This window comes from Comamonas sp. FG99, assembly GCF_057808605.1.
This window is the reverse complement of record NZ_JBMDII010000028.1, coordinates 1-25862: the sequence shown is the minus strand read 5'-3', so window position 1 is coordinate 25862 and position 25862 is coordinate 1. Positions and strand designations below refer to the sequence as shown.

The 25862-nt window shown below is 70.7% G+C and carries 19 protein-coding genes; 15 read left to right on the top strand and 4 right to left on the bottom strand.

Features of this window, described 5'->3' with window-relative positions; genetic code table 11:
• Genes ACODRX_RS18045 through ACODRX_RS18030 form a run of 4 tightly spaced genes read left to right on the top strand, consistent with a single transcriptional unit; the run spans position 1 to position 6066 of the window.
• The gene (locus ACODRX_RS18045) at positions 1-2028 is read left to right on the top strand and encodes an acetyl/propionyl/methylcrotonyl-CoA carboxylase subunit alpha (RefSeq protein WP_488872922.1); all 2028 of its coding nucleotides are present in this window, start codon (positions 1-3) and stop codon (positions 2026-2028) included.
• The gene (locus ACODRX_RS18040) at positions 2025-3821 is read left to right on the top strand and encodes an acyclic terpene utilization AtuA family protein (protein WP_488872921.1); all 1797 of its coding nucleotides are present in this window, start codon (positions 2025-2027) and stop codon (positions 3819-3821) included. Before ACODRX_RS18045 ends, ACODRX_RS18040 begins: the two co-directional genes overlap by 4 nt.
• A gap of 30 nt (positions 3822-3851) precedes the next feature.
• Positions 3852-4832, top strand: a complete 981-nt coding sequence (locus ACODRX_RS18035; RefSeq protein WP_488872920.1) for a Bug family tripartite tricarboxylate transporter substrate binding protein — start codon at positions 3852-3854, stop codon at positions 4830-4832.
• A 4-nt stretch (positions 4833-4836) separates the two neighbouring features.
• A complete protein-coding gene (locus tag ACODRX_RS18030; protein WP_488872919.1) occupies positions 4837-6066 on the top strand; it encodes a CaiB/BaiF CoA transferase family protein in 1230 nt (409 codons plus the stop codon).
• 4 nt (positions 6067-6070) lie between these two features.
• On the opposite strand, the gene hutC is transcribed toward ACODRX_RS18030, so the two are convergent.
• Entirely contained in the window at positions 6071-6811 is a 741-nt protein-coding gene (hutC, locus tag ACODRX_RS18025) for a histidine utilization transcriptional repressor HutC (RefSeq protein ID WP_488872918.1), read from the bottom strand.
• 138 nt (positions 6812-6949) lie between these two features.
• Between hutC and ACODRX_RS18020 the strand changes: the two genes are divergently transcribed.
• The 6 genes from ACODRX_RS18020 to hutG are packed head-to-tail and all read left to right on the top strand — an operon-like array spanning position 6950 to position 15014.
• Positions 6950-8419, top strand: a complete 1470-nt coding sequence (locus ACODRX_RS18020) for a purine-cytosine permease family protein (protein WP_488872917.1) — start codon at positions 6950-6952, stop codon at positions 8417-8419.
• 54 nt (positions 8420-8473) lie between these two features.
• Positions 8474-10171 carry a urocanate hydratase gene (gene hutU / locus ACODRX_RS18015; RefSeq protein ID WP_488872916.1) on the top strand — a complete coding sequence of 566 codons (1698 nt, stop codon included), beginning with the start codon at positions 8474-8476 and terminating at the stop codon, positions 10169-10171.
• Between the two features lie 5 nt (positions 10172-10176).
• Positions 10177-11505 carry an amidohydrolase gene (locus ACODRX_RS18010; RefSeq protein WP_488872915.1) on the top strand — a complete coding sequence of 443 codons (1329 nt, stop codon included), beginning with the start codon at positions 10177-10179 and terminating at the stop codon, positions 11503-11505.
• Between the two features lie 34 nt (positions 11506-11539).
• Entirely contained in the window at positions 11540-12784 is a 1245-nt protein-coding gene (gene hutI / locus ACODRX_RS18005) for an imidazolonepropionase (protein WP_488872914.1), read from the top strand.
• Position 12785: 1 nt separating this feature from the next.
• Positions 12786-14009, top strand: a complete 1224-nt coding sequence (locus ACODRX_RS18000) for an MFS transporter (protein ID WP_488872913.1) — start codon at positions 12786-12788, stop codon at positions 14007-14009.
• Between the two features lie 36 nt (positions 14010-14045).
• Positions 14046-15014, top strand: coding sequence for a formimidoylglutamase (gene hutG, locus ACODRX_RS17995; RefSeq protein WP_488872912.1), 969 nt, complete (start codon positions 14046-14048; stop codon positions 15012-15014).
• 12 nt (positions 15015-15026) lie between these two features.
• Here hutG and ACODRX_RS17990 read toward each other — a convergent pair whose 3' ends face one another.
• Positions 15027-16088 carry an aldo/keto reductase gene (locus tag ACODRX_RS17990; RefSeq protein ID WP_488872911.1) on the bottom strand — a complete coding sequence of 354 codons (1062 nt, stop codon included), beginning with the start codon at positions 16086-16088 and terminating at the stop codon, positions 15027-15029.
• Positions 16089-16177: 89 nt separating this feature from the next.
• On the opposite strand from ACODRX_RS17990, the gene ACODRX_RS17985 reads away from it, so the two are divergent.
• Positions 16178-17113, top strand: a complete 936-nt coding sequence (locus ACODRX_RS17985; RefSeq protein WP_488872910.1) for an alpha/beta fold hydrolase — start codon at positions 16178-16180, stop codon at positions 17111-17113.
• On the opposite strand, the gene ACODRX_RS17980 is transcribed toward ACODRX_RS17985, so the two are convergent.
• Positions 17085-18968 carry a sensor histidine kinase gene (locus ACODRX_RS17980; protein WP_488872909.1) on the bottom strand — a complete coding sequence of 628 codons (1884 nt, stop codon included), beginning with the start codon at positions 18966-18968 and terminating at the stop codon, positions 17085-17087. The two genes, ACODRX_RS17985 and ACODRX_RS17980, sit on opposite strands and share 29 nt — an antisense overlap.
• A 62-nt stretch (positions 18969-19030) precedes the next feature.
• The gene (locus tag ACODRX_RS17975) at positions 19031-19732 is read right to left on the bottom strand and encodes a LuxR C-terminal-related transcriptional regulator (RefSeq protein ID WP_488872908.1); all 702 of its coding nucleotides are present in this window, start codon (positions 19730-19732) and stop codon (positions 19031-19033) included.
• A gap of 242 nt (positions 19733-19974) precedes the next feature.
• On the opposite strand from ACODRX_RS17975, the gene ACODRX_RS17970 reads away from it, so the two are divergent.
• From ACODRX_RS17970 to ACODRX_RS17955, 4 genes are all read left to right on the top strand, one after another.
• Positions 19975-21063: a fibronectin type III domain-containing protein gene (locus tag ACODRX_RS17970; protein WP_488872907.1), complete on the top strand. Its 1089-nt coding sequence runs from the start codon at positions 19975-19977 to the stop codon at positions 21061-21063.
• Between the two features lie 18 nt (positions 21064-21081).
• Complete coding sequence (locus ACODRX_RS17965) at positions 21082-22926, top strand: alpha/beta fold hydrolase (RefSeq protein WP_488872906.1); 1845 nt, start codon at positions 21082-21084, stop codon at positions 22924-22926.
• Positions 22927-22975: 49 nt separating this feature from the next.
• Positions 22976-25033 (top strand): clostripain-related cysteine peptidase, encoded by a 2058-nt coding sequence (locus ACODRX_RS17960; RefSeq protein ID WP_488872905.1) that lies wholly within the window; start codon positions 22976-22978, stop codon positions 25031-25033.
• Positions 25034-25230: 197 nt separating this feature from the next.
• On the top strand, positions 25231-25862 hold a 632-nt coding region (locus ACODRX_RS17955), incomplete at its 3' end, for a glycine-rich domain-containing protein (protein ID WP_488872904.1).

The window sequence follows — 25862 nt, the reverse complement described above, 5'->3', positions numbered from 1 at the left end:
ATGACCCACCCCAAGCAGATCCGCCCCTTCCACACCGTTCTGGTGGCCAACCGCGGCGAAATCGCCGTGCGCATCCTGCGCACCGTGCGCCGCCTGGGCTACCGCTCGGTGGCGGTCTACTCCGAGGCCGACCGCGCCAGCCCCCATGTGCGCGCCGCCGACTGCGCGCTGCTGATCGGCGGCGCGGCGCCGCGCGAGTCGTACCTGAACATTGCGGCCATCATCGACGCCGCGCGCCGCGCGGGCGCGGATGCCATCCACCCGGGCTACGGCTTCCTGGCCGAGAACGGCGATTTCGCCGACGCGGTCGATGCCGCCGGCCTGGTCTTCATCGGCCCCTCGGGCGACGCCATCCGCGCCATGGGCAACAAGGCCCAGGCCAAGCGGCTGGTGGCGGCGGCCGGCATGCCCTGCGTGCCCGGCTACCAGGGCGAGGAGCAGGGCGACGAGGCGCTGCTGCGCGCCGCCGCCGGCATCGGCTTCCCCATCATGGTGAAGGCCACGGCGGGCGGCGGCGGGCGCGGCATGCGGCTGGTCGAGGACAGCGCCGCCCTGCCCCAGGCGCTGGCCTCGGCCCGCTCCGAAGCGCTGGCGGCCTTCGGCTCGGACGAGCTGATCCTGGAGCGCGCGGTGCTCGCGCCGCGCCATGTGGAAATCCAGGTGCTGGCCGACAGCCACGGCCATGCGATCCACCTGGGCGAGCGCGACTGCTCGGTGCAGCGGCGCCACCAGAAGGTGATCGAGGAATCGCCTTCGCCGGCGGTCGATGCCGGGCTGCGCGAGCGCATGGGCGCGGCCGCCATCCGCAGCGCCCAGGCCATTGGCTACGTGGGCGCCGGCACCATGGAATTCCTGCTGGACCGCGAGGGGAGCTTCTATTTCATGGAGATGAATACCCGCCTGCAAGTGGAGCATGCGGTCACCGAGGCGGTGACCGGGCTGGACCTGGTGGAGTGGCAGCTGCGGGTGGCCGCCGGCGAGCCGCTGGCGCTGCGGCAATCCGATATCCGCCTGCAGGGCCACTCCATCGAGGTGCGGCTCACCGCCGAGGACGTGCCGGCCGGCTTTCTGCCCCAGACCGGCCCGGTGCTGCGCTGGCGCCCGCCCGGCGCGGGTTTCGACGTCCGCATCGACCACGCGCTGGCGGAAGGCGGCGCGGTGTCGCCGCACTACGACTCCATGATCGCCAAGCTGGTGGCGCACGGCGCCACGCGCGATGCCGCGCGCCGCAAGCTGCTGCTGGCGCTGGAGCACTGCGCGCTGCTGGGCCTGCCCAGCAACCAGGGCTTCCTGGCCGACTGCCTGCGCGATCCGGTGTTCGCCCAGGGCGATGCGGTGCACACCGGCTTCGTGCAGCAGCGCTTCGGCGCGCAGCTGTGCCAGCGGCCCGAGCCCAGCCACCGCACCGTGGCCCTGGCGGCGCTCGCGCTGCTGGCCGGCGGCAAGGCGCAGGAGCAGGGACAGGACTGCATCACCGCGCCCATGCTGGGCGCCCCGCCCACCCGGCTGGCCCTGGCGCTCGACGGCGTGCAGTGGGACATCAGCGTCGACACCCGGCAGGTGCCCTGGCGCGCCCAGGTGCGCCGCATGGCTGCCGACGGGCCCGATGCGCCCGCGCAGGACTTCGCGCTGCGCGATGCGTACTGGAGCGATCAGGAGCGCACATCGCTGCACGCCGAATGCAACGGCATGGCGGAATCGCTGGTGTTCGCCGCCGAGCCCGATGCGCTGCACCTCTTCCATGCGGGCCGGGCCTGGCGCCTTGCCCATGTGCAGGCGCGCAAGAGCCGCGGCGCGCGGGAGGGCAGCGGCCACGTCACCGCGCCGCTGACCGGCCGCGTCGTCGCAGTCGCGGTGCGCAACGGCGACAGCGTCGAGGCCGGCCAGCGCCTGCTGGTGCTGGAGGCCATGAAGATGGAGCACACGCTCACCGCGCCCATGGGCGGGCAGGTGTCGCAGCTGTACGTGGAGGCCGGCAGCCAGGCCAGCAAGGGCGCGCTGCTGCTGCGCATCGGAGCGCCGGCATGAGCCGGGCCATACGCATCGGCGGCGCCAGCGGCTTCTGGGGCGACTCGGCCATCGCCACGCCCCAGCTGCTCGCGGTGCCCGGGCTGCAATACCTGGTGTACGACTACCTGGCGGAGACCACGATGTCCATCCTGGCGCGGGCCCGCGCCAAGGATGCCGCGCTGGGCTATGCCACCGACTTCGTGCATGCCGCAATGGCGCCGCACCTGGCGGCGATATGCGCCAAGGGCGTGCGCGTGATCGCCAATGCGGGCGGGCTCAACCCCCATGCCTGCCGCGACGCGCTGGCGGCGGTTGCGGCGCAGCAGGGCCTGTCGCCGCGCATCGCGGTGCTCAGCGGCGACAACCTGCTGCCGCAATTCGAGCAGCTGCGCGGCCAGGGCCTGCGCGAGCTGCACAGCGGCGAGGCGCCCCCGGCCGCGCTGTACTCGGCCAATGCCTACGTGGGTGCGCGGGGCATCGCCCAGGCGCTGGCGCTCGGGGCCGACATCGTCATCACCGGCCGCTGCGTGGACAGCGCGGTGGTGGTCGGCGCGCTGGCGCACGAATTCGGCTGGCGCTGGGACGACTGGGACCTCCTGGCCGCCGCCACCCTGGCCGGCCATGTGATCGAGTGCGGCGCCCAGGCCACCGGCGGCCTGTTCACCGACTGGCAGCTGGTGCCCGACTGGGCCCATATGGGCTACCCGGTGATCGACTGCGCAGCGGACGGCAGCTTCACCCTCACCAAGCCGCAAGGCACCGGCGGGCTGGTCCACCCCGGCGCGGTGTCCGAGCAGATCCTCTACGAGGTGGGCGACCCCGCCAACTACCTGATGCCCGACGTCAGCTGCGATTTCCGCCAGGTGCAGGTTCAGCCGGTGGGGCCGCAGTGCGTGCGCGTCAGCGGCGCCCGCGGCCGCCCGCCGACCGGCACCTACAAGGCCAACGGCACCTGGCGCGACGGCTACCAGCTGCAGCTGATGATGGCCATTCGCGGCATCGATGCGCCGGCCAAGGCGCGCAAGACCGCCGCTGCGCTGCTCGAGCGCACCCGGGGGCAGCTGCGCGCACGCGGCTTCGCCGACTACACGCAGACCTGCGTGGAACTGCTGGGCTGCGAAGCGCTGTACGGCGCCCAGGCGCGCGCCCTGCCCACGCGCGAGGTGGTGCTGCGCATCGCGGCGCGCCATGCCGACCCCAAGGCGCTCGGCCTGCTGCAGCGCGAATGCGCGTCGGCGGGCACGTCGATGGGGCCGGGCACGCGCTCCTCCTTCGCCGGGCGGGCCGATGTGCAGCCGGTGATCAAGGTGTTTTCCTTCCTGGTGTCCAAGCAGATGTTGGCGCTGCAGGTCGAGCTTGGCGAGATCCGTCAGGCGGTGGCGCCCACCGCCTGCGGCCCCGCCCTGCCCGCCCCGGCCCTGCCCCCGCTGCCCGCGCTTGACGCCGGGGCCGACACGCTGGAAGTGCCGCTGGTCACGCTCGCCTGGGCCCGCAGCGGCGACAAGGGCGACGACGAGAACATCGGCGTGATCGCCCGCCGCCCCGAATTCCTGCCGCTGCTGCGCGCCCAGCTGGGCAGCGCGCAGGTGCGCGCCTGGTTCGCGCACCTGGTGCAGGGCGAGGTCGAGCGCCACGAGGTGCCGGGCCTGCACGCGCTGAACTTCGTGCTGCACCAGGCGCTGGACGGCGGCGGCGTGGCCAGCCTGCGCTCCGACCCGCTGGGCAAGTCCTTCGCGCAGATGCTGCTGGACCACCCGGTGCGCATACCCCGCCGCTGGATGGACGACGGCTGGATCGAAACCACCGCCTGAAACACATTCACCACACCAAGGAGACCCCCTATGCAATCCCTTCTGCGCCGCACGCTGCTCTCGGCCTGCCTGGGCGCCGCCGCGCTGGCCTGCGGCCCCGCCCTGGCCGACGACGCCTATCCGGCCAAGCCCATCCGCGTGGTCGTGCCCTACACCCCCGGCGGCGTGTCCGACACCGTCACCCGGCTGCTGATGACCCGGCTGGGCGAACGCCTGAAAACCCCCATCGTGGTGGAGAACATGGGCGGCGCCAACGGCCAGATCGGCTCGGCCGCGGTGGCACGCTCGGCGCCCGATGGCCATACGCTGCTGGTCGTCGTGGCCGCGCATGCGATCAACCCCAGCCTCTACCCGAAGATGACCTACTCGCCGCTGCAGGATCTGCGCGGCGTGAGCCAGTTCGGCGGCATTCCGCTGCTGATGGTCTCCAGCGCCCAGCTGCCGCCCACCAACCTCAAGGAGTTCGTCGCCTGGGCCAAGGCCAACCCGCAAAAGGCCACCTATGCCTCCAGCGGCGCGGGCTCGGGCGCCCACCTGGTGGCCGAGCTGTTTGCGCAGACCACCGGCGCGCCGATGACGCACATCCCCTACAAGGGCATCGCCCCGGCGCTGCCGGACCTGTTCTCAGGCCAGGTGGCCGCCATCTTCGACTCGGTGCAGACCATGCTGCCCCAGGTCAAGGCCGGCAAGCTGCGCGCGCTGGCCATGACCAGCGCGCAGCGCTGGCCGGCCGCGCCCGAGGTGCCGACCATGGCCGAATCCGGCTACCCCGGCATGACCGGCGGCAGCTGGATCGGGCTGCTGGCGCCGGCCAAGACACCCAGCGCCATCGTGCACCGGCTGTCGGCCGAGATGCAGGCCGTGGTGAATGCCCCGGACATACATGCCAGGCTGATCGAATACGGCATCGACCCGGTGGGCGGCACGCCCGAGCAGTTCGACAGCTTCATCCAGGGCGAGGCCAGGCGCTGGGCCGAGGTGATCAAGAAGGCCAACATCCGCCTGGAGTGACGCCATGCCCGGGATTTTCGAAGGCATCAAGGTGCTGGACCTGACCCGCGTCATCGCCGGCCCGCTGTGCACCCAGCAGCTGGCCGACATGGGCGCCACCGTCTACAAGATAGAAAAGCCCGGCGACGGCGACGACACCCGGCGCATGGGGCCGTTCCTACCCCATATGGATGGTGATGGCAACGTGGGCCACAGCAACGACTCGGCCCTCTACCTCGCCTACAACCGCGGCAAGCACTCGCTGACCATCGACATCGCCTCGCCCGAAGGCTCCCGCCTGGTGCGGGAGCTGGCCGCCCGCTGCGACGTGGTGGTGGAGAACTACAAGGTGGGCACGCTGGCCCGCTACGGGCTGGACTACGCCACGCTGCGGGCGGGCCGGCCCGATCTGGTCTACTGCTCGGTCACCGGCTTCGGCCAGTCCGGCCCGCAGGCGGCCCGCGCCGCCTACGACTTCATACTGCAGGGCCAGGCCGGGCTGATGAGCACCTGCGGCCAGCCCGAGGGCGCGCCCGGCGGCGAGCCCATGCGCACCGCCATCCCGATTGCCGACGTCGCCACCGGGCTCAACGCCTGCATCGCGGTGGTCAGCGCGCTGTTCCACCGCCTGCGCACCGGCCAGGGGCAGTACATCGACGCCTCGATGCTGGATTCGTCGGTCGCGCTCAACGGCCACCTGGCCGTGGGCTACCTGATGAGCGGCGCGCCGCCGCAGCGCATGGGCAACACCAACCCGATCGCCTCGCCCTCCGAGGTGTTTCGCTGCGGCGACGGCCACCTGATCATCGCCGCGGGCAACAACGGCCAGTTCGAGGCCTTGTGCCAGGTGCTCGGCTGCCCGCAGCTGGCCCGGGACGCCCGCTTCCGCAGCAATGCGGACCGGGTGCGGGCCCGCGCCGCGCTGCGCGCGGAACTGGCCCCGCCGATGCTGCGGCGCAGCTGCGCCGACTGGCTGGCGCGCCTGCAAGCCGCCGGCGTGCCCTGCGGCCCCATCAACGACATGGCGGGCGTGTTCGACGACCCGCAGGTGCGCCACCGCCAGCTCGCGCTGCGCATGCCCCACGGCCGCGGCCAGGAGGTGCCCGGCCTGCGCAGCCCGCTCGACTTCTCGGCCACCCCGGTCGTGCACCGTGCGGCCCCCATGCTCGGCGAGCACACCGCGCAGGTGCTCGGCCAGGAGCTGGGTTGCAGCGATGCCGAGCTGCAGGGCCTGCGCGCAAGAGGCATCGTCTGACGGCTCAGAAACTGCCCGCGAACTGGTAGCGCGACGCCGGATGCCACATGATCGCGACCGACGCCACCTGCTGCATCGACAGCGTGCGGCGCCACAGCACCAGCGAAGGCTCCTGCGCGCCCATGCGCAGCACCTCGCGCACCTCCGGCGGCGGCATGCAGGCCTCGATGCGGAAGGACACGCCCTGCAGCGGCGCCACCCGCGTCAGGTAGGCATTGGGGGTCTGGGTGTGGAAATCGCAGGCCAGGTAGTCTGGCGCCACCGCGGGGTTGACATAGCGGTCCTCCCACTGGATCGGCTGGTCGTTCTCCAGGTGCAGCACCACCGAATGGAATAGCGGCGCGCCGGCCGGCAGCTCGAAATGCGCCGCCAGCGTGTCGCGCGCGGTGGTGCGCTCCAGCCGGTGCAGCTCGCTGCGATGCACATGGCCGCGCGCCGCGATCTCATCGGCGATATTGCGCAGCGACACCAGCGTGGCCTGGTACTTGTGCTGGGCCACGAAGGTGCCCGAGCCCTGCACGCGCACCAGCAGCTGCTCGGCGGTGAGCTCGCGCAGCGCGCGGTTGACCGTCATCCGCGATACGCCAAAAGACTTGGACAAGGCATCCTCGCTGGGAATGGCATCGCCCTCGCGCCAGGCCCCGGCCTGGATCTGCGCCAGCACGTGCGCCTTGACACGCTCGAATGCCGGCTGCCGCCCCTCCTGCGGGGCTGCTGCGCCAGCAGGCTTGGTTTCTGATTTCATAGGGAAAACACCTAAAGCAAAGCTGCATGCCTTGTATTGACGGCTGCATTCTCGCATGGTCCAATTTGTATATACAACTTCAGAAATAAAAAACGAAGTTGTATTATCAATAACAGCCCATCGCCTGCAAGGAGACCTATGCAATCACCCCAACCCAAAGCGCATGGTGCCGTCGAGACGCGCACCATCGACATGGTCCCGGAGCAGGAGCGCCATGGCTCCAGCTGGAGCCAGTTCACACTCTGGTTCGGCGCCAACTGCCAGATCACGGCCATCGTCGACGGGGCGCTGGCCATCGTGTTCGGCGCCGAGGCCATGACGGCCATCATCGGCCTGCTGATCGGCAACATCCTGGGCGGCATCGTCATGGCGCTGCACTCCGCCCAAGGCCCGCGCCTGGGGCTGCCGCAGATGATCTCCAGCCGCGTGCAGTTCGGCGTCAAGGGCGCCTCGCTGCCGCTGCTGCTGGTGGTGCTGATGTACCTGGGCTTCGCCGCCACCGGCACGGTGCTGTCGGGCCAGGCCATCAACCGCATGTTCGACTTTTCCGCGCCGCAGACCGGCATGCTCATCTTTGGCACGCTGACGGCCATCGTGGCCGTGGTGGGCTATCGCCTGATCCACGTACTCGGCCGCATTGCCACCGTGGTCGGCCTGCTGGGCTTCGCCTACCTGGCCGTGCGCCTGGGCACGCACTACGACGTGGCCAGCGCCTTCGGCCAGAAGCCCTTCACCTGGGCCACCTTCCTGCTTACCGTGGCGCTGTCGGCCGGCTGGCAGATGACGTTCGCGCCCTACGTGGCCGACTACTCGCGCTACCTGCCCTCGAACACGCCCACCTCGCGGGCCTTCACCACCACCTTCATGGGCAGCGTGATCGGCGCGCAGATCGCCATGACGCTGGGCGTGCTGGTCGCCGCGCTGGGCGGCCAGTTCCTGAAGAACCAGGTCGGCTTCCTGGGCGAGCTGGCCGGCCCGGCCGCCATCGTGATCTACCTGGTGATCGTCTCGGGCAAGCTCACGGTGAACTGCCTCAACGCCTACGGCGGCTTCATGACCATCCTGACCACGGTCAGCGGCTTCAACAACAAGACGCAGATCTCGCCGGCCGCGCGCATCGCCTACATCGTCGGCTTCGTGCTGCTGTCGCTGGTGGTGGCCCTGCTGGCCAGTGCCGACTTTCTGAACAACTTCAAGAACTTCGTGCTCTTGCTGCTGGCGGTCTTCGTGCCCTGGAGCGCGGTCAACCTGGTGGACTACTACCTGGTGTCCAAGGAAAAGGTCGACATCCCCGCGCTGTATGACCCCCAGGGCCGCTATGGCAGCTACAACTACATGGCGCTGGGCTGCTATGTGCTGGGCATCCTGGTGCAGATCCCCTTCCTGAACCAGGCGCTGTACAAGGGCCCGGTCGCCGCCATGCTCGGCGGCGCCGACATCTCCTGGATTGTCAGCCTGGTGGTGACATCGCTGGTGTACTACCCGCTGGCCAAGCGCTCCATGAAGGTGCCGCCCCAGATGATCTACCCCAGCAGCGGCATCGCCCCCGCCCCGGCCCTCGATCCCGACGTCTACGCCGAGGCAACCCGCGCCCGCGTGGAGCCATAACCCCTTCCCCCCCCAAACACCGCCTTTCCCGCTACTACTTCCCAAGGAGCAACCATGACCACCAATATCGACCCCCGCATCGACCCCACCCGCATCATCCGCGCCCCGCGCGGCAGCCAGCTCAGCTGCAAGAACTGGCTGGCCGAAGCGGCCTACCGCATGATCCAGAACAACCTCGACCCCGAGGTGGCCGAGAACCCGCAGGCCCTGGTGGTCTATGGCGGCATTGGCCGTGCGGCGCGCAACTGGGAGTGCTATGACCAGATCCTGGCCTCGCTCAAGGAGCTGAACGCCGACGAAACCCTGCTGGTGCAGTCGGGCAAGCCGGTGGGCGTGTTCAAGACCCACCCAGGCGCGCCCCGCGTGCTGCTGGCCAACTCCAACCTGGTGCCGCAATGGGCCAACTGGGAGCACTTCAACGAACTCGACCGCAAGGGCCTGTTCATGTACGGCCAGATGACCGCCGGCAGCTGGATCTACATCGGCAGCCAAGGCATCGTGCAAGGCACCTTCGAGACCTTCGTCGAGGCCGGCCGCCAGCACTATGGCGGCGACCTGGCCGGCAAGTGGATCCTGACGGCCGGCCTGGGCGGCATGGGCGGCGCCCAGCCGCTGGCCGCCACGCTGGCCGGCGCCTGCTCGCTGAACATCGAATGCCAGCAAAGCAGCCTCGACTTCCGCCTGCGCTCGCGCTACCTCGACGAGCAGGCCACCGACCTGGACGACGCGCTGGCCCGCATCCAGCGCTACACCCAGGAGAAGAAGGCGATCTCCATCGGCCTGCTGGGCAATGCAGCCGAGATCCTGCCCGAGCTGGTGCGCAAAGCCCAGGCCGGCAGCATCAAGCCCGACCTGGTGACCGACCAGACCTCGGCCCACGACCTGATCAACGGCTACCTGCCCGCTGGCTGGAGCGTGGCGCAGTGGAAGAGCGCCCAGCGCGACCCGGCCCAACACGCCAAGCTGACCGACGCCGCCGCCAGCAGCTGCGCGGTGCACGTGCAGGCCATGCTGGACTTCCAGGCCATGGGCATTCCCACGGTGGACTACGGCAACAACATCCGCCAGGTGGCGCACGACATGGGCGTCAAGAACGCCTTCGATTTCCCCGGCTTCGTGCCCGCCTATATCCGCCCGCTGTTCTGCGAAGGCAAGGGCCCGTTCCGCTGGGTGGCCCTGTCGGGCGATCCCGAGGACATCTACAAGACCGACGCCAAGATCAAGGAACTGTTCCCCGACAACAAGCACACCCACCGCTGGCTGGACATGGCGCGCGAGCGCATCAGCTTCCAGGGCCTGCCGGCGCGCATCTGCTGGCTGGGCCTGGGCGAGCGCCACCTGGCGGGCCTGGCCTTCAACGAGATGGTGAAAAACGGCGAGCTCAAGGCGCCCATCGTGATCGGCCGCGACCACCTGGACACCGGCTCGGTTGCCAGCCCCAACCGCGAGACCGAGTCCATGAAGGACGGCACCGACGCGGTCTCCGACTGGCCCCTGCTCAACGCCCTGCTGAACACCGCCGGCGGCGCCACCTGGGTCAGCCTGCACCACGGCGGCGGCGTGGGCATGGGCTACTCGCAGCACTCGGGCATGGTCATCGTCGCCGACGGCACCGACGAGGCCGCCGCGCGGCTGGCGCGGGTGCTGGTCAACGACTGCGGCTCGGGCGTGATGCGCCATGCCGACGCGGGCTACGAGCTGGCCATCGAGACCGCGCGCAAGCAGGGGCTCAAGCTGCCCATGCTCAAGTGAGCAGCATGCGCGCACTACCTCTGCATCCACGCCAGGCGCTGCGTGGCATCGCCCTGGCCGCGGCGCTGCTGGCGCCCGGCTGGGCGGCCGCGCAGGCCCCCGCCGCGATCGACGACCTGCTCGGCGAGATGTACCCCCAGCTGGACACGCTGTACCAGGACCTGCACGCCCACCCCGAGCTGGGCTTCGCCGAGACCCGCACCGCCGCCCGGCTGGCCCGGGAGCTGCGCGGCCTGGGCTTCGAGGTGACCGAGCAGGTCGGCAAGACCGGCGTGGTGGCCCTGCTGCGCAACGGCGCCGGCCCCACGGTGATGGTGCGCACCGACATGGATGCGCTGCCGATGGAGGAGAAAACCGGCCTGCCCTATGCCAGCCGCGCCAAGACCACCTGGAACGGGCGCGAGACCTTCGTCGCGCACAGCTGCGGGCACGACGTCCACATGGCGGCCTGGGTCGGCGTGGCGCGCACGCTGGCGGCGCTGAAGCCGCAGTGGCGCGGCACGCTGATGCTGGTCGCCCAGCCCGCCGAGGAGACCGGGGCCGGCGCACGCGCCATGCTGGCCGACGGCCTGTTCAGCCGCTTTCCCAAGCCCGACATGGCGCTGGCGCTGCACACCGACCCGCGCCCCATCGGCACCGTCAGCTACGCCGCGGGACCGATGACCTCGGCCGCCAACGAGCTGGAGATCACCTTCAAGGGCCGCGGCGGCCACGGCTCGGCGCCGCACAAGGCGCTCGATCCGGTGCTGGTGGCCGCGCGCTTCATCGTCGACGTGCAGTCGGTGGTCAGCCGCGAGAAGGACCCGATGGAGTTCGGCGTGGTCACCATCGGCGCGCTGCAGGCGGGCAGCTCGGGCAACATCATCCCCGACCGGGTGGTGCTGCGCGGCACCATCCGCAGCTATGCGCCCGCGGTGCGGGCCCAGCTGCTTGCCGGCGTGCGCCGCGTTGCGCTGGCCTCGGCCGCGGCGGCCGGCGCGCCGCAGCCCGAGATCGCGCTGCCGGACACCAGCGCCGCCACCGTCAACGACCCGGCCGTCGTGGCCAGGGTCGAGGCGGCGCTGCAGGCCGGGCTCGGCGCCGACAATGTGTCGCGCACCCCGCCGCTGACCACCAGCGAGGACTTCGCCGAATATGGCGCCGAGGGCGTGCCCTCGATGTTCTTCCTGGTCGGCGTCACCGACCCGCAGGAAGTGGCGGCCTCGCAGCAGCCGGGCGGCAAGCCGCTGGTGTTCAACCACTCGCCGCAGTTCGCGCCGCTGCCCGAGCCCTCGATCAAGACCGGCGTGAAGGCCATGAGCCTGGCGGCGCTGAGCCTGCTGGGCAGGCCCTGAGCCGCCGCGCCCCACACAGAGAAAGGTAAACCGCATGACACACGCCAAGATACAGGCACCATCGAGCGCCGACGGCGTCTGGACCAACCTGCGGCTGGCCCCCGAGGCCCTGGGGCCGCAGGCCAGCGGCGTTTCGGACGCGGCCATCCTCGTGCGCGGCGGCCACATCGCCTGGATAGGCGAGCGTGCCGCCCTGCCCGCGCAAAGCCCCGGGCTGCCCCGCCACGACGGCCAGGGCGCGCTGGTCACGCCCGGGCTGATCGACTGCCACACCCACCTGGTGTATGGCGGCCAGCGCGCCAATGAGTTCGCCATGCGCCTGGCCGGCGCCGGCTACGAAGAGATCGCCCGCGCCGGCGGCGGCATCGTCTCCAGCGTGCGCGCGACGCGCCAGGCCAGCGAGGACGAGCTGTATGCGCTGGCCCTGCCGCGCCTTGAGAGCCTGCTGCAGGAAGGCGTGTGCGCGATCGAGATCAAGTCGGGCTACGGGCTGGCGCTGGAGCACGAGCGCAAGCAGCTGCGCGTGGCGCGCCGCCTGGGGCGCGATCTCGGCGTCACCGTGCGCACCACCTTCCTGGGCGCGCATGCGCTGCCGCCCGAGTACGCAGGGCGCAGCCAGGACTATATCGACCTGGTATGCCAGGAGATGCTGCCCGCGCTCGCCCAGGAAGGCCTGGTCGATGCGGTCGACGCCTTCTGCGAACGCATAGGCTTCTCGCTGGCCGAGACCGAGCAGGTGTTCCGCGCGGCCCGCGATCTGGGCCTGCCGGTCAAGCTGCATGCCGAGCAGCTGTCGAACATGGGCGGGGCGGCGCTGGCCGCGCGCTTCAACGCGCTGTCGTGCGACCACATCGAGCACCTGGATGGCTCGGGCATCGCCGCGATGCAGGCCGCGGGCACGGTGGCCGTGCTGCTGCCCGGCGCCTACTACTTTCTGCGCGACACCCACATGCCGCCGATTGCTGCGCTGCGCGCGGCCGGCGTGCCGATGGCGGTTTCCACCGACCACAACCCGGGCACCTCGCCGGCGCTGAGCCTGCTGCTCATGCTCAACCAGGCCTGCACCCTGTTTCGCCTGACCGTGCCCGAGGCCCTGGCGGGCGTCACGCGCTATGCGGCACAGGCGCTGGGCCTGCAGGACACGCACGGCACGCTGGCCGTGGGCCGGCCGGCGAACTTCGTGCTGTGGCCGCTGGCCGAGGCCGCCGAGCTGGCCTACTGGCTGGGCCAGCGCCCCGCCTGCACGGTGGTGCGGCAAGGGCGCGTCTGGAGGCCCTGAGATGCGCCGCCTCCTGCCCTGGTTCCACGGCTGGACCATCGTGGCGGCCGTGCATGTGCTGCTCGCGCTGGCCTTTGGCGCCATGTATGCCTTCGGCGTCTTCTTCGAGGCGCTGCAGGCGCAATTCCACGCGGGCCGCTTTTCGGTGGCTGCCGTCTTCTCGACCACCGCCTTGCTGTCCTACCTGGTGGGCACGGTGTCGGGCCCGCTCGCCGACCGGCTGTCGGCGCGTGCCGTCGTGGCGCTGGGCGCGGTGCTGCTGGCCGCGGGCTTTGCACTGGGCAGCCAGGCCGCCAGCCTGCAAGAGCTGCAGTGGCGCTTCGGCATCTTCGTCGGCCTGGGCATCGGGCTGATCTATGTGCCGGCCGTCACCGTGGTGCAGCGCTGGTTCATCCGCCAGCGCAGCCGCGCATCGGGGCTGGCGCTGGCCGGCACCGGCCTGGGCACCTTGCTGTGCCCGCTGCTGGCGGGGCTGCTGCTGCAGCCCCTGGGCCTTGGCGCCACCATGCAGATCTTTGCCGCCGGCATCGCCGTTCTGGGCCTGGCCGCCGCCAGCCAGCTCTACAACCACCCGCAGGACGCCGGGCTCGCGCCCGATGGCGATGCCAGCGCCGCGCCGCTTGCGGCCGGCAGCGGCATGGGCTTGCTGCAGGCCGTGGGCAGCGCGCGCTTTCAGGGCCTGTTCCTGGCCATCGCGCTGACCTCGGTCAGCCTGTTCGCCGCCACGGTACACATCAGCCCCCATGCCCGCGGGCTGGGCGTGGCCGCACCGCTCAGCAACAGCCTGATAGGGCTGATCGGCGTGGGCAACCTGCTGGGCCGGCTGCTGCTTGGCGGCCTGGCGGACCGCATCGGCCGGCTGCCGCTGCTGGCCTTGCTGACCCTGGCGCTGGCGCTGCTGCACCTGCTGTGGTGGCAGGCCGGCGGCTACGCGGGCCTGGCCTGGTTCGCGCTGCTCTTCGGCGCCTGCCATGGCGGCTGCATCACCCTGTACCCCACCTTGGCGGCCGACTGGTTCGGCACCCGCCACCTGGGCGCCATCCTGGGCGCGCTGTACATCAGCGTCGGCATTGCGGCCTGGGGCGGCGCCAGCCTGGCAGGCTGGCTTTTCGATCAGACTGGCGGCTATGGCGCAGCCATTCTCGCCAGCGGCACGGCCGCGCTGGCGGCGGCGGCCGGCCTACTCACCCTGGCCCAGCGCGGCAAGACGCCCGTCCCCGCATAGCGCATACACATCTTCTTCATACAAGAAAGCCCTCCCATGAACTCCCCCACTGCACCCACAACGACATGGCCCTGGTCCGGCCGCGTGGATTCCGAGGAAACCGGCCCCACCACGCGCTGGCACCAGCGCGTGCGCCCCTTCGAGGCGCACAGCAGCGGCGGCGTGGCCTTGATGGGCTTTGCGGTGGACGAAGGCGTACGCCGCAATGGCGGGCGCCAGGGCGCAGCCGGCGGCCCCAAGGCCATGCGCGCGGTGCTGGCCAACCTGGCCCTGCACGACAGCCTGGCGCTGTGGGATGCCGGCGACATTGCCTGCCCCGACGGCGACCTGGACGCCGCGCAGGCCGCGCTGGCCGGCCAGGTGGCCCAGGCGCTCGGCCAGGGCTGCCGCCCGCTGGTGCTGGGCGGCGGGCATGAAGTCGCCTGGGGCAGTTTCCAGGGCCTGGCCCGGCACCTGCAGGCGCAGGGCAGCCAGTCGCGGCGCGTGCTCATCGTCAACCTGGACGCGCACTTCGACCTGCGCACCGCGCATGAGGCGAATTCGGGCACGCCGTTTCGGCAGATCCAGGCCTGGTGCGCCGAGCAGCGCTGGCCCTTCGAGTACCGGGTCTTCGGCATCAACCGCGATGCCAACACGACGGCCCTGTTCCAGCGCGCGCAGGAGCTGGGCGTGCCCTACTGGCTCGACGATGCGCTGCAGACGCCCGATGGCGTGGCCCAGGCGCGCGCCGCGCTGGCCCGTGATCTGCAAGCCTGCGACGCGGTCTACCTCACGGTCTGCCTCGACGTGCTGCCCATGAGCCTGGTGCCCGGCGTCTCGGCACCGGCCCCGCTGGGTGTGCCGCTGCCGGCCGTGCAGGAGCTGATCGACACCGTGCTGGCCAGCGGCAAGCTGGCACTGGCCGACATCGCCGAACTCAACCCGGCCTTCGACCGCGATGCGCACAGCGCGCGGGTGGCGGCCCGCATCGCGGCCCGCATCGCGCTCGGTGCCCAGCGCCGCTAGCCTTCAAGCCAGTTACAGCGCCGGGTCGCGCATCTCCCAGCGGATGCGATCGATCTCGGCCAGCACCTCGGCCGGCAGGCGGGTGTTCCAGGCATCCAGGTCCTCGTCGAGCTGCGCCATGGTGCGCACGCCGATGATGGTGCTTGCCACCTGCCACTTGGTGTAGCAGAAGGCCAGGGCCAGCGCGGTGGGCGTGAGGCCATGGTCGCGCGCGAGCTGGTTGTAGCGGCGCGCGGCAGCCAGCGCCTCGGGCCGGCCCCAGCGCTGCTTGCGCACCGATTCGTAGCTGGCGATGCGCGCGCCCTGCGGCGCATCCGGCCCGGTGGTGCCGCTGGCGTCGTACTTGCCGGTCAGCAGGCCGAAGGCCAGCGGCGAATAGGCCAGCAGCGCCACCGACAGGCGGTGGCAGGTCTCGTCCAGCGCGTTCTCCCAAGTGCGGTTGAGCAGGCAGTAGGCGTTCTGCACCGATGCCACGCGCGGCAGGCCGTGCTGCTCGGCCAGGCGCACGAACTCGTGCACGCCGTACGGCGTCTCGTTCGACAGGCCGATCTGGCGCACCTTGCCCGCCTTCACCAGCCCGGCCAGCGCCTGCAGCTGCTCGTGGATGGAGGTTTGCGAAGCCTCCTTGGCCGGGTCGTAGTAGGGGTTGCCGAAGGCCGGCACATGGCGCTCGGGCCAGTGGATCTGGTAGAGGTCGATCACCTCGGTCTGCAGCCGGCGCAGGCTGCCCTCGCAGGAGGCGACGATGTCACGCGCCGTCATGCCCTTGCCCTCGCGTATCCATGGCATGCCGCGCGACGGCCCGGCCACCTTGGTGGCCAGCACCACCTTGCCGCGCGCACCGGGGCGGCTGGCGAACCAGCGGCCGATGATGCCTTCGGTGGCGCCATAGGTGGCCTCGCGCGCCGGCACCGCGTACATCTCGGCCGTGTCCCAGAAGTACACGCCGCGCTCCAGGGCCCGGTCCAGCATGGCATGGGCCTCGGCCTCGGCCACCTGTTCGCCGAAGGTCATGGTGCCCAGGCAGATGGGCGATACCCGCAGCCCGCTTTGTCCCAGCAATACGTCTTGCATGCTTGCTCATTCCGTCATCATTGGAGCAGCCAAGTGTAGCTGTCGCCCGGGCTGCGGCGCGGCGGCATGGCTATGGCATGCTCGGCGCCATGCCAAGCCCCTACGTCCCCCGCCGTGCCGCCGTCTCGCGGCTGCTCGCCATCCGCCAGCGCCCACTGCACCTGCTGCAATGGCCGGCCTGCGGCCAGCCCACGCTGCCCCCGCTGGTGCTGTGCCACGGCTGGATGGACGTGGGCGCGTCGTTCCAGTTCGTCGTCGATGCGCTGGGCGCGGACTTCTGCGCCCAGCGCCACATCTACGCCCTCGACTGGCGCGGCTTCGGCCACAGCCGCAGCCGCCCGGCGCCGGACCATTTCGTGTTCGCCGACTACCTGGGCGACCTCGATGCGCTGCTCGACGAGATCGCGCCCGGCGAGCCGGTGGACCTGCTCGGCCACAGCATGGGCGGCAACGTGGCGATGATGTATGCCGGCACGCGGCCCGAGCGCGTGCGCCGCCTGGTCAACCTCGAAGGCTTCGGCATGCCCGCCACCGCGCCCGGCCAGGCCCCGGCGCGCTACCGCCGCTGGCTCGACGAGATGCGCGCCCAGCGCTCCGGCGGTGGCGCGCTGCGCAGCTATGCCAACGCCGCCGAGGTGGCGGCGCGGCTGCGCCGCAACAACCCGCGCCTGCCCGAAGACAAGGCGCTGTGGCTGGCCGGCTACTGGGCGGCGCCGGGCAGCGACGGCCGCTGGCACATCCAGGGCGATGCCGCGCACAAGGTGGCCAGCGCGCAGCTGTTCCGCACCGATGAGATGTTGGCGCTGTATGCCGCCATCAGCGCTCCCACCCTGGTGGTCAAGGCCGAGAAGGACACCATGCAGGGCTACTGGCCGGGCCGCTACGGGCTGGACGAGTTCATGGCGCGCATCCGCCATGTGCCGCGGCTGCAGCTGGCCGATGTGGCCGACGCCGGCCACATGCTGCACCACGACCAGCCCGAGGCGCTGGCGCGACTCATCGAGGATTTCCTGCAGCCGGGCTGAGCTCCAGCGCCACGCCGACCAGCGTGCCGCAAAGGCCGGAATCAAGGGTGAGCGAGCCGCCGATGCGCTCGGCTCGTGCCGCCATGCTGCGCATGCCCACCGACAGGCCGGCGCGCTGCACCGCCGCCACGTCGAAGCCCACGCCGTCGTCCTCGATGTGCACCGCCAGCCTCTGCGGCTGCGGCCCGCCCACCTGCACCACCACCTTGAGGTGGCGCGCCCGGCTGTGCTTGATCACGTTGGACAGCGCCTCCTCCACCAGCCGCGTCAGGCCCATGCACTGCAGGGCGCTGGGCCGGTAGGGATCGCGCCACTGCGGCGCGATGCTCCACTGCGACGCCACGCCCAGCTCGTCCAGGATGCGGGTGAAACGGTGGCGCAGCGGCGCGGCCCACTGCACCGGTGTCTCGGGCACTGCGGCGCCGGCGCTGGAGCCGTGGTCTATCACCTGGCGCAGATCGTCGCGCAGGTTCTTGAGCAGCGACAGCACCCGCTCGTTGGGCAGGGCATCGCGCGCCTGCTCCACCAGCGCCATGCCGCGCACCAGGCTGCCGCCCAGGCCGTCGTGCAGGTCGTGGGCGATCTGCACGCGCTCCTGCAGCTTGGCGTTTTCCAGCGCCTGCGCATGCTCGCGCGCCAGCGCCTGCGCCAGCTCGGCGCGCGCCTCGGCCACGCCAGCCGCCAACTCTTGGTTGAAGCGCTCGATGCGCCGCATGCCCGCCGCCAGCCGGCCGCCCACCAGCAGCGCCATCAGCAGCGTGGTCAGCGGCGCGCCGACAGCGCTCCAGGTCTCGTGCGCACGCCACAGCCGCAATACCACCAGCACATCATGCGCACAAACCACCAGGAGCAGCAGCCAGCACAGCGCCAGCAGCATGTGCTGCACGTTCCGGCCTCCCGGCCTTGGCCGCCAGGCATGCCACTGGAAGTGCACGCAAACCAGCATGGCAATCAGCGCGAAACCCAGCCAGGCCACCATGAACACCACCACCACCGCCGCCGCCGGCACCGACAAGGCCGCAGCAACAGCCAGCAGCGCCAGCCAGCGCAGCGCCCGCTCCAGCCGCGGCAGGCTCTGCTCGCCGAAACGCCAGGTAAACATGCAAAACGCCAGCACATACACCACGAAGACCGCGATGTTCAGCCGCGACAAGGCCAGCGTGGGGGCCGCCATTGCCTCCAGGGGCCAGGCACTGGTGGCCAGTAGGGTCGCCACATAGGCGGCCCAGCTCAGCGACACCAGCGCATACCAGCCAAAGGCCTGCTCGCGGCGGCGCAGCAGCCAGACCACCAGGAACAGAGCGCCCACACCCGCCGTCATGCCTGCGCTCCAGCTATACACCGTGCGCTGGCGCCACAGCTTGCGCTCGTAGAGTGCCTGCACCTGGGCTGCGGGCCCCAGCCGCAACTGCCCCAGCCCGGGCGACAGCTCTGGTATGCCCGCCACCCGCACCCATGCCGTATTCACGCCGGCTTGCAGCGACGACTCGGGCAGCAGCCACCAGCGCGGCATGTTCCAGCTGCGCGACAGCGGCTCCACCAGCGAGGCATCGCGCCACAGCAGATCGCCGTTGCTGAACACCTCGCCCGCCATGCTGATGCCGTCGATGCCAAGCGCCACCGGTTCGCCAAGGCGCTCGCCCCCAGCACAGCCGCGCTCCCAGTCGATGCGGTACCACACCGCACCGCCAAAACCCGGCCAGCGCCGCGTCCAGGTGTCGGGCAGCGACACCGCCTCCCAGCCCTGCGCCGGCCGTGCAGCGCTATCGGCTCGCTCGGCCCGCGCAGCCTGCACCCCCAGCACGCGCGGCGCGCAGGCCTGCTGCGCCTGCGCCGCGCCAGCCCCAGCCGGCAAGGCCAACAGCCATGCACCACACAGCACGGCACACAGCGCACAGCACAGCAATGGCCAGCGCCTCACCCGATCACCCCCCGCGCCCGCGCCACGCTCACCGCATTGATGCGCGACGACACCGCCAGCTTGCGGTAGATGCGCTTGATATGGCTCTCCACCGTGTAGCGCGACAGGAACAGCTGCTCGGCAATCTCGCGGTTCGACAGGCCATCGGCCACCAGCCGCAGGATCTGCACCTCGCGCTCGCTCAGCACCTCGGCAGGGGCCGCACCCGGGGCCGCGCCCTGCGCCGGCGGCGCTGGCGGCGGCAGCAGCTCCAGGATGCGCCGGGCGATGAACGGGTCGATGGGCGCGCCGCCGCGCAGCACGCTGCGGATCGACAACAGCACCTCGAAATCATCGCGCTCCTTGAGCACATAGCCGGTGGCGCCAGCGCGCAGCGCGCCCAGGATCGCATCTTCCGAACTCCAGGCCGACACCACCAGGATGCCCAGCCCCGGATCGTCGGCGCGCAGCTGCGCGATCAGCTCGCGGCCATTGCCATCGGGCAGCTGCAGGTCCACCAGCGCCAGCGCCACCGGCTGCGCGGCCAGCAGCGCCCGCGCCTCGGCCAGCGTGGCCGCGAACACCAGCGCATCGGCGGCATAGCCCAGCTGCAGCAGCACGCCGCGCAGGCGCAGCTGCAGCAGCGGCTCGTCCTCCACCACCAGCACGGGGGCTGGCAGCGTGGCGTCTTCGAGGGGGGGCGCGGTCGGGACATTCATGGGCGGCCATCGTATGCGATGCCGCCGCGCCGGCCTATCCCTTGAATCAGGTATTTACCGCCGCGCCGCGGCCACATGCAAAAAACAGCGGCGCAAATTACCTGAGTTCAGGGATATGCAGCTTGTTAACAAAAACCTACGCTTGATAGCAAGAAATTAACAAAGTCTTGAAGCGTTGCTGGCGCAGCGCGCCCCCCGAAAGCGGGGACGCACGCAGCAAACAAAAGACAAGAGAGGGCAGCATGTCGAGCAACACTTTCCCGCGTACAACCCAGCCGGGCGCACGCTCATTACGCACATTGCGCAGCCGGGCAGCGCCATTGCTGCTGTGCCTGGGCGGCACAGCGCTGGCGCAGGGCACGCCGCCCGAGCGGCGCCCCATTGGCGATGTGCAGATTCTCCCGGGCACGTCGACGCTGTTCGCGCTCTCGGCCATGTTCCCGCCAGCCCCCGAGCAAACCGGCCGCTGCCACCCCCTGCTGGCCGACGGTACGCTGGGCACCGCACTCAGCGGCAGCAACCCGCCCAGCGTTCCCGGTGTGGTGCCCGGCCAGCCCTATACCTGCGAGTTGGAATACAGCAGAAACGGCCAGACCTATCTGGGCCAGGCCACGCCGCCCGTGCTGATCGTGCCGGATCCCAACGCCAACCTGGCCGCGCCCAGCGCCGACGACGCGGTAGTCGGGCTGCAGGCCACGCCCACCGCCACCAGCCTGCGCCTGTCCTTCACCCCGCCCGCCGCCCCCGGCACCCGCATCGACGGCTACACGGCCGTCTGCATTGAGATGCCTGGCGGCCCGCCCGGCCCGATCTTTCCCACCCGCTACCTGGCCGTGCGCGGAGCGGACAGCCCCATCACCATCGACGGCCTGCTGCCCAGCCAGCCCTACCTGTGCAACGTGCAGCCCTTCAATGCCGCCGGCCAGGTGCTTGGCGCGACCCAGAGCTTCGCCACCCTCGCGCCCGAACTGTCGTGGACCTCTGCCGCAGGCGCCATGCTGACGGTAGGCACCCCGGCCGCGCATACCGCCGCCAGCACTGCGCCCGGCGCAGGCCCCATCAGCTATGGCGTGGACCCCGCCGATGCCGGCCGCTGCAGCATCGACGCGGCCGGCACCGTCACCCCGATCGCCAGGGGCAGCTGCACCATCACCGCCGCGCAGGCCGGCGCGGCCAGCATCAGCAAGACGCTGGCGGTGCAGGACAAGCCGGTGCCGCAGCCCGTGCCCGTCCCCGCATTGGGCGCCTGGGCCCTGGCCCTGCTGTCGGCGCTGGCCGGGCTGCTGGGCCTGTGCCGCGTCTACCGCCCCCGCAACCGTTTCATTCCGTGACCCACCAGAGAGGAAAGCATGTCGACATCGATCTCCCCCATCCAGCGCCCCGCCCTGCGGGTGGCAAGCCTGGCCCTGGCCGCAGGCCTGGCCGCCTGCGGCGGCAGCGGCGGCAACAGCAACCACGGCGGCACGCCCGACCCGCTGCAAAAGTACCGCGATCAGACCGTGCAGTGGACCGAGTGCGATCCGACCATCATCGGCCCGAGAAGCCCCAAGCTCGACGACCTGTGGGCGCAGGCTGGCGGGCGGCTGCGCTGCAGCCTGGTGCGTGCGCCGCTGGACTGGGACAAGCCCGAGCGCGGCGACGTGGTCATCAGCATGATGCGCCTGGCGGCAGCTGCGCCCGACAAGCGGCGCGGCGCCTTGCTGCTCAACCCCGGCGGCCCCGGCGCGGACGGCTTGAAGCTCACGTTCATGCTGCTCAATGCATTCGCCAAGAGCAACCCCGACAGCCCACAGGGCGCGCTGCAGCTGCGCTTGCTGAACGAGTACGACGCGGTGGGCTTCTCGCCGCGCGGCACCGGCGCCAGCACGCGGCTGCAATGCGCCACCAACGAACTGGCTCGGATGGTGGAAACCAGCGCGGCCCATTGGGACACGCCCGACAACCTCGCCAACGCCAACTACAACGGCAGCAAGCAGGCCGAGGCCTGCCTGAAGAACCCCATCACCCCCTATATCAACACCGACGCCACGGCGCGCGACATGGACCTGATGCGCGGCCTGCTGGGCGATGCCAAGCTCAACTACCTGGGCTATTCCTACGGCACCTGGCTGGGCTCGTGGTACGCCAACCTGTTTCCCGCCAAAGTCGGCCGCATGGTGCTCGACAGCTCCGTCGACTTCAGCTCCACGCTGGAGCAAGGCGTGCTCGGTGGCCAGCCGCCGGCGCGCCAGTACCTGCTCGACAACCTACTGGCGCCCTATGCGGCGCGGCATGCGGCCACCTTCCAGCTGGGCGCCACCGCGGATGAGGTGCGCGCCGCCATCGCGGACCTGAGCCCCCGCGTGCAGCAACTGCTGGCCGGCCCGCTGAGCGGCCTGAGCTATGTGCGCACCGACGCAGGCCAGTACCTGGGCACCATCTCCGCCGCCCGCGGGCTGGATGCCCTGCTCAAGGCCGCCCCCGACCCCAGCGACATGGATGCGGTGGCGCAGGCGCTGGAGGGCTATGTTTTCGACCCGGCGGATCCCAAGAGAAACACCGCCATCCGCACGATTGCGGCGGACTTGCTCGCCAGCTATGCCGACACCTGGATCCAGCCCGAGCCGGAGAGCATCGAGCTGAACGCATCCCTGTCGGTGCAGACCTCGGTGCACTGCAACGACACGCCGGCCACCACCGACCTCGCGGCCTGGGCCGGGATGGTACGGGGCCTGGCGCAGCGCTCGCCCCTGTTCGGCCCCGGCACGCTCAGCTTCCATACCTGCGCCTTCTGGGGCGGCCCCAAGGTGAGCAAGCCCGAGCTGGCGCCGATGAAGCCGCTGGACCTGCTGTTCGTGCAGTCGCAGTATGACTCCGCCACCTATACCGAGGGCGCGAACCGCTTCTTCGCCCAGCTGCCAGCCGCCCGCCGCGTCTTCGTGGCCGGTGACTACCAGCATGGCGTCTACCCCTACAACGACGCCTGCGTGGACCCCATCGTGACCAGCTACCTGCTGGGCGAATCGCCACCGCAGCGCGAATCCACCTGCCAGGGCCACCCGCTGGAGCAGGACAAGGCGCCGGATGCGGCGCAGGACAGCCAGGCGCAGCCCAAATCCAGCGCCACGCCCCCGACCTACCAGGACCCGGAGAAGGCCGGCGAGCTGATCGACGAATTCAAGCGCGGCCTGATTCCGCCGCGCCAGCGGCCTTGAGCGGCGCCCCGCGCCACGCCAGGCCCATCCCCAGCCCTTGAGGACTTCCATGCACACCGTTTCACGACGCTACTTGCTCGGCAGCGCCGCCGCCCTGCTCGCCGGAGGGCTTGCCGCCTGCGGCGGCAGCGGCAACGACGGCACCAGAGCGACCCGCACCACGCTGCTCGTCTACCTACTGGGCTCCAACCTGGAGAGCGATGATGATGCCGGCACCGCGAACCTGCTCGAAATGCTGGCCGCGCAAGGCTCGGCCTACACCCATGTGGTCATCACCACGGGCGGCGCGCAAAAGGACGACCCGGCCGGCCTGGTCTCCAGCTGGCGGACGGTCAAGCGCTTCGAGCTTGCCAACGGCCAGCTCAAGGAGCTGGCGGACCTGGGCGCGTGCAACATGGATGCCGGCGACACGCTGCAAGACTTCCTGAGCTGGGCCGCCCGCGCCTACCCCGCCGACCGATACATGCTGGCGCTGTGGGACCACGGCAACGGCTACTACGGCTACGGCGGCGACGAGAACTTTCCCAGCAGGGAGTCCATGTCGCTGCCCGCGATGGCGGCCGCGCTGCAGGGCTTCCAGAAAACCACCGGCATCACCCTGGACTACATCGGCTTCGATGCCTGCCTGATGGCCACGGTGGAAGTGGCGAAGATGCTCCAGCCCTATGCCCGCTACCTGGGCGCATCGCAGGAGCTGGAGCCGGGCTCGGGCTGGGATTGGCGGGCCCTGATCGAAACCGCCTCGCGCCAGCCCGCCCCCAGCGTGCCGGAATTCGGCAAGACAGTGGCCACCGCCTTCGTCGACAAGCAGGCGCGCGAGCGCCCGCAGCACAGCCCGATGCCACCGCTGTCGGACTATGCCACCTTCAGCATCATCGACCTCTCGCGCATCGGGCCGCTGCTGGAGCGGCTCGACGCGTGGGCGCGCGCCGTGCACGCCTACTACGACAACAGCGCCAAGAGCGCGCATACGGGCGGCGGCGTGTTCTGGCCGCCCACCTTCGCCACGCCCCGGCCACAGGCCAGGTCGCTGCCCGGCGCCGCTGGCGACGCCGCCATCGAACGCTGGAAGCAGGTTGCCATGTCGCGCCTGCGCACCATCGCCTTTGGCTACATTCCGGCGGCCAAGGACGGGCTGGACCTGGTGGACCTGCGCCAGTTCGCCGCCCTGCTCGGCGCCGAGGGCATTGCCGCCAGCGCCCAGGCCACGCTGGGCCAGGCATTGCAGGACGCCATCGTCTTCAACATCACCGGCCCCCGGGCGCGCAACGCCAGTGGCCTGAGCATCTACTTCCCCCAGCTCAGCCGCAGCGCGCGCCAGCGCAGCGTGTACCAGGAGCTCGGCATGCCCGCGGGCTACACGGCGCTACTGGAGCGCCACACCGGGCAGGCGGAGCAAGCGCCCTCAGCCATCCATGTCGCACCGCTGCAAGTCCAGGACAACGACAGCCTCTTCAGCGAAATCACGTCGCTGTATGGCGTGCGGCTGGCCGACCTGATGCAGGTGCAGCCCGTGAGCGCCAGCGTGGTCAAGGTGACCGGCACCGCGCCGCTGGCCGCCAGCGACATCGGCCAGGGCAACGGCAAGGTGCTCCATGACCTGCAGCACTGGCCGCAGCTCGGCGGCCAGCCCCTGCTGCTCTACACCCTGAGCTACCACACGGACGAAGACGGCGATCTCGATGCCATCCTGCTCGGCGCGCCGGTACGCCTGCGAGCCGGCGCGGGCGCCGACGCGAGAATCGTGCTGCTGTTGCTGCGCTGCGCGCCGGACCCGGCCACCGGGCTGCTGGCCGGCGAGATCATCGGCGCGCGGGATATCGACTTCGATGATTCCGACGCCCCGCCCGACCGCGTGGACCAGGACATCTACGAAGGCGACACAGTGGAGCCGGTGCATGTGCTGTACGACCTGGAGAAACAGGCCCCCGTGACCGGACCCGACGGCGAAATCGCCATCGACTTCGGCCCGCCCGTGACCATGGCGCTCGACTCCGCCCTGCAAGCCAGGCCGCTCGCCCCCGGCGCCCACACGCTGATTCTCTCCGTCACCGACCTGGCCGGAGGGGTAGGTTTCTCGCCGCCGCTGGCCTTCATCAAGGCCTGATTGAGCAGAAATCAGAATGAGCCTATTGAATAAATAAAAATCCGCCGGAAATTTTGACGACTCTTTCTGTCTAATCGCGGTTTTTATACCACTGAATATCGATATTTTTAGAAAAAATAAGTGACATAAATAACAATTGAATACGATAGCAAGCCGGCCGCACCAAGGCGTGCCACAACCTTGAGGAGAGTTCCAGCATGGCCCAGCCCTTTAGCCACCCCGCACTGCCTGTTGCCCGCACCGGCCTGCTGCTCGCCGCCATGGCGACTGCCTGGCCCGCCCAGGCAGATGTGCAGAACTATGGCTCACCCGGCAGCTACAGCTGGACCGTTCCCGGTGGCGTCACCCAGGTCGAGGTGGTCGCCACGGGCGGCGGCGGTGGCGGCGGCGCAGCCGACGGCGGCCCGGGCGGCGAGGTCACGGTCGGCAGCTGGGCCGTCACCAGCGGCAGCACGGTCAGCATCGTGGTGGGCGCTGGCGGCAGCGCCGGAGCTTCCGGCAATGGCGGTGCTGGCGGCGGTGCCAGCAGCCTGAACCAGGGCGGCAGCTGGATCGTGGCCGGCGGCGGCGGCGGCGGCGCGGCCCGCGCCAACCCCAACCAACAGTCCCCCGACCTGGGCAGGGGCGGCCATGGCTGCGGCGCCAATGGCGTGCAAGGCGGGGTTGACATCAGCACCAGCGGAGGTGGCGGCCAGGGAGGCAACGCAGGCAGCGGCGGCCTGGGCGGCGCGCAGAGCAACAGCGGAGGTTCCGCAGGCGCCAACGCAAGCGCCGGCTATGGCGCGGCGGGCGGCACCGGCGGCGCCCCCGGCGGCGGCGGTGGCGGCAG

Bases quoted from the DNA above. Each gene is read 5' to 3' on its own strand.
- ACODRX_RS18045 (WP_488872922.1), top strand. From the start codon at position 1: ATGACCCACCCCAAGCAGATCCGCCCCTTCCACACCGTTCTGGTGGCC.
- ACODRX_RS18040 (WP_488872921.1), top strand. From the start codon at position 2,025: ATGAGCCGGGCCATACGCATCGGCGGCGCCAGCGGCTTCTGGGGCGAC.
- ACODRX_RS18035 (WP_488872920.1), top strand. From the start codon at position 3,852: ATGCAATCCCTTCTGCGCCGCACGCTGCTCTCGGCCTGCCTGGGCGCC.
- ACODRX_RS18030 (WP_488872919.1), top strand. From the start codon at position 4,837: ATGCCCGGGATTTTCGAAGGCATCAAGGTGCTGGACCTGACCCGCGTC.
- hutC (WP_488872918.1), bottom strand. From the start codon at position 6,811: ATGAAATCAGAAACCAAGCCTGCTGGCGCAGCAGCCCCGCAGGAGGGG.
- ACODRX_RS18020 (WP_488872917.1), top strand. From the start codon at position 6,950: ATGCAATCACCCCAACCCAAAGCGCATGGTGCCGTCGAGACGCGCACC.
- hutU (WP_488872916.1), top strand. From the start codon at position 8,474: ATGACCACCAATATCGACCCCCGCATCGACCCCACCCGCATCATCCGC.
- ACODRX_RS18010 (WP_488872915.1), top strand. From the start codon at position 10,177: ATGCGCGCACTACCTCTGCATCCACGCCAGGCGCTGCGTGGCATCGCC.
- hutI (WP_488872914.1), top strand. From the start codon at position 11,540: ATGACACACGCCAAGATACAGGCACCATCGAGCGCCGACGGCGTCTGG.
- ACODRX_RS18000 (WP_488872913.1), top strand. From the start codon at position 12,786: ATGCGCCGCCTCCTGCCCTGGTTCCACGGCTGGACCATCGTGGCGGCC.
- hutG (WP_488872912.1), top strand. From the start codon at position 14,046: ATGAACTCCCCCACTGCACCCACAACGACATGGCCCTGGTCCGGCCGC.
- ACODRX_RS17990 (WP_488872911.1), bottom strand. From the start codon at position 16,088: ATGCAAGACGTATTGCTGGGACAAAGCGGGCTGCGGGTATCGCCCATC.
- ACODRX_RS17985 (WP_488872910.1), top strand. From the start codon at position 16,178: ATGCCAAGCCCCTACGTCCCCCGCCGTGCCGCCGTCTCGCGGCTGCTC.
- ACODRX_RS17975 (WP_488872908.1), bottom strand. From the start codon at position 19,732: ATGAATGTCCCGACCGCGCCCCCCCTCGAAGACGCCACGCTGCCAGCC.
- ACODRX_RS17970 (WP_488872907.1), top strand. From the start codon at position 19,975: ATGTCGAGCAACACTTTCCCGCGTACAACCCAGCCGGGCGCACGCTCA.
- ACODRX_RS17965 (WP_488872906.1), top strand. From the start codon at position 21,082: ATGTCGACATCGATCTCCCCCATCCAGCGCCCCGCCCTGCGGGTGGCA.
- ACODRX_RS17960 (WP_488872905.1), top strand. From the start codon at position 22,976: ATGCACACCGTTTCACGACGCTACTTGCTCGGCAGCGCCGCCGCCCTG.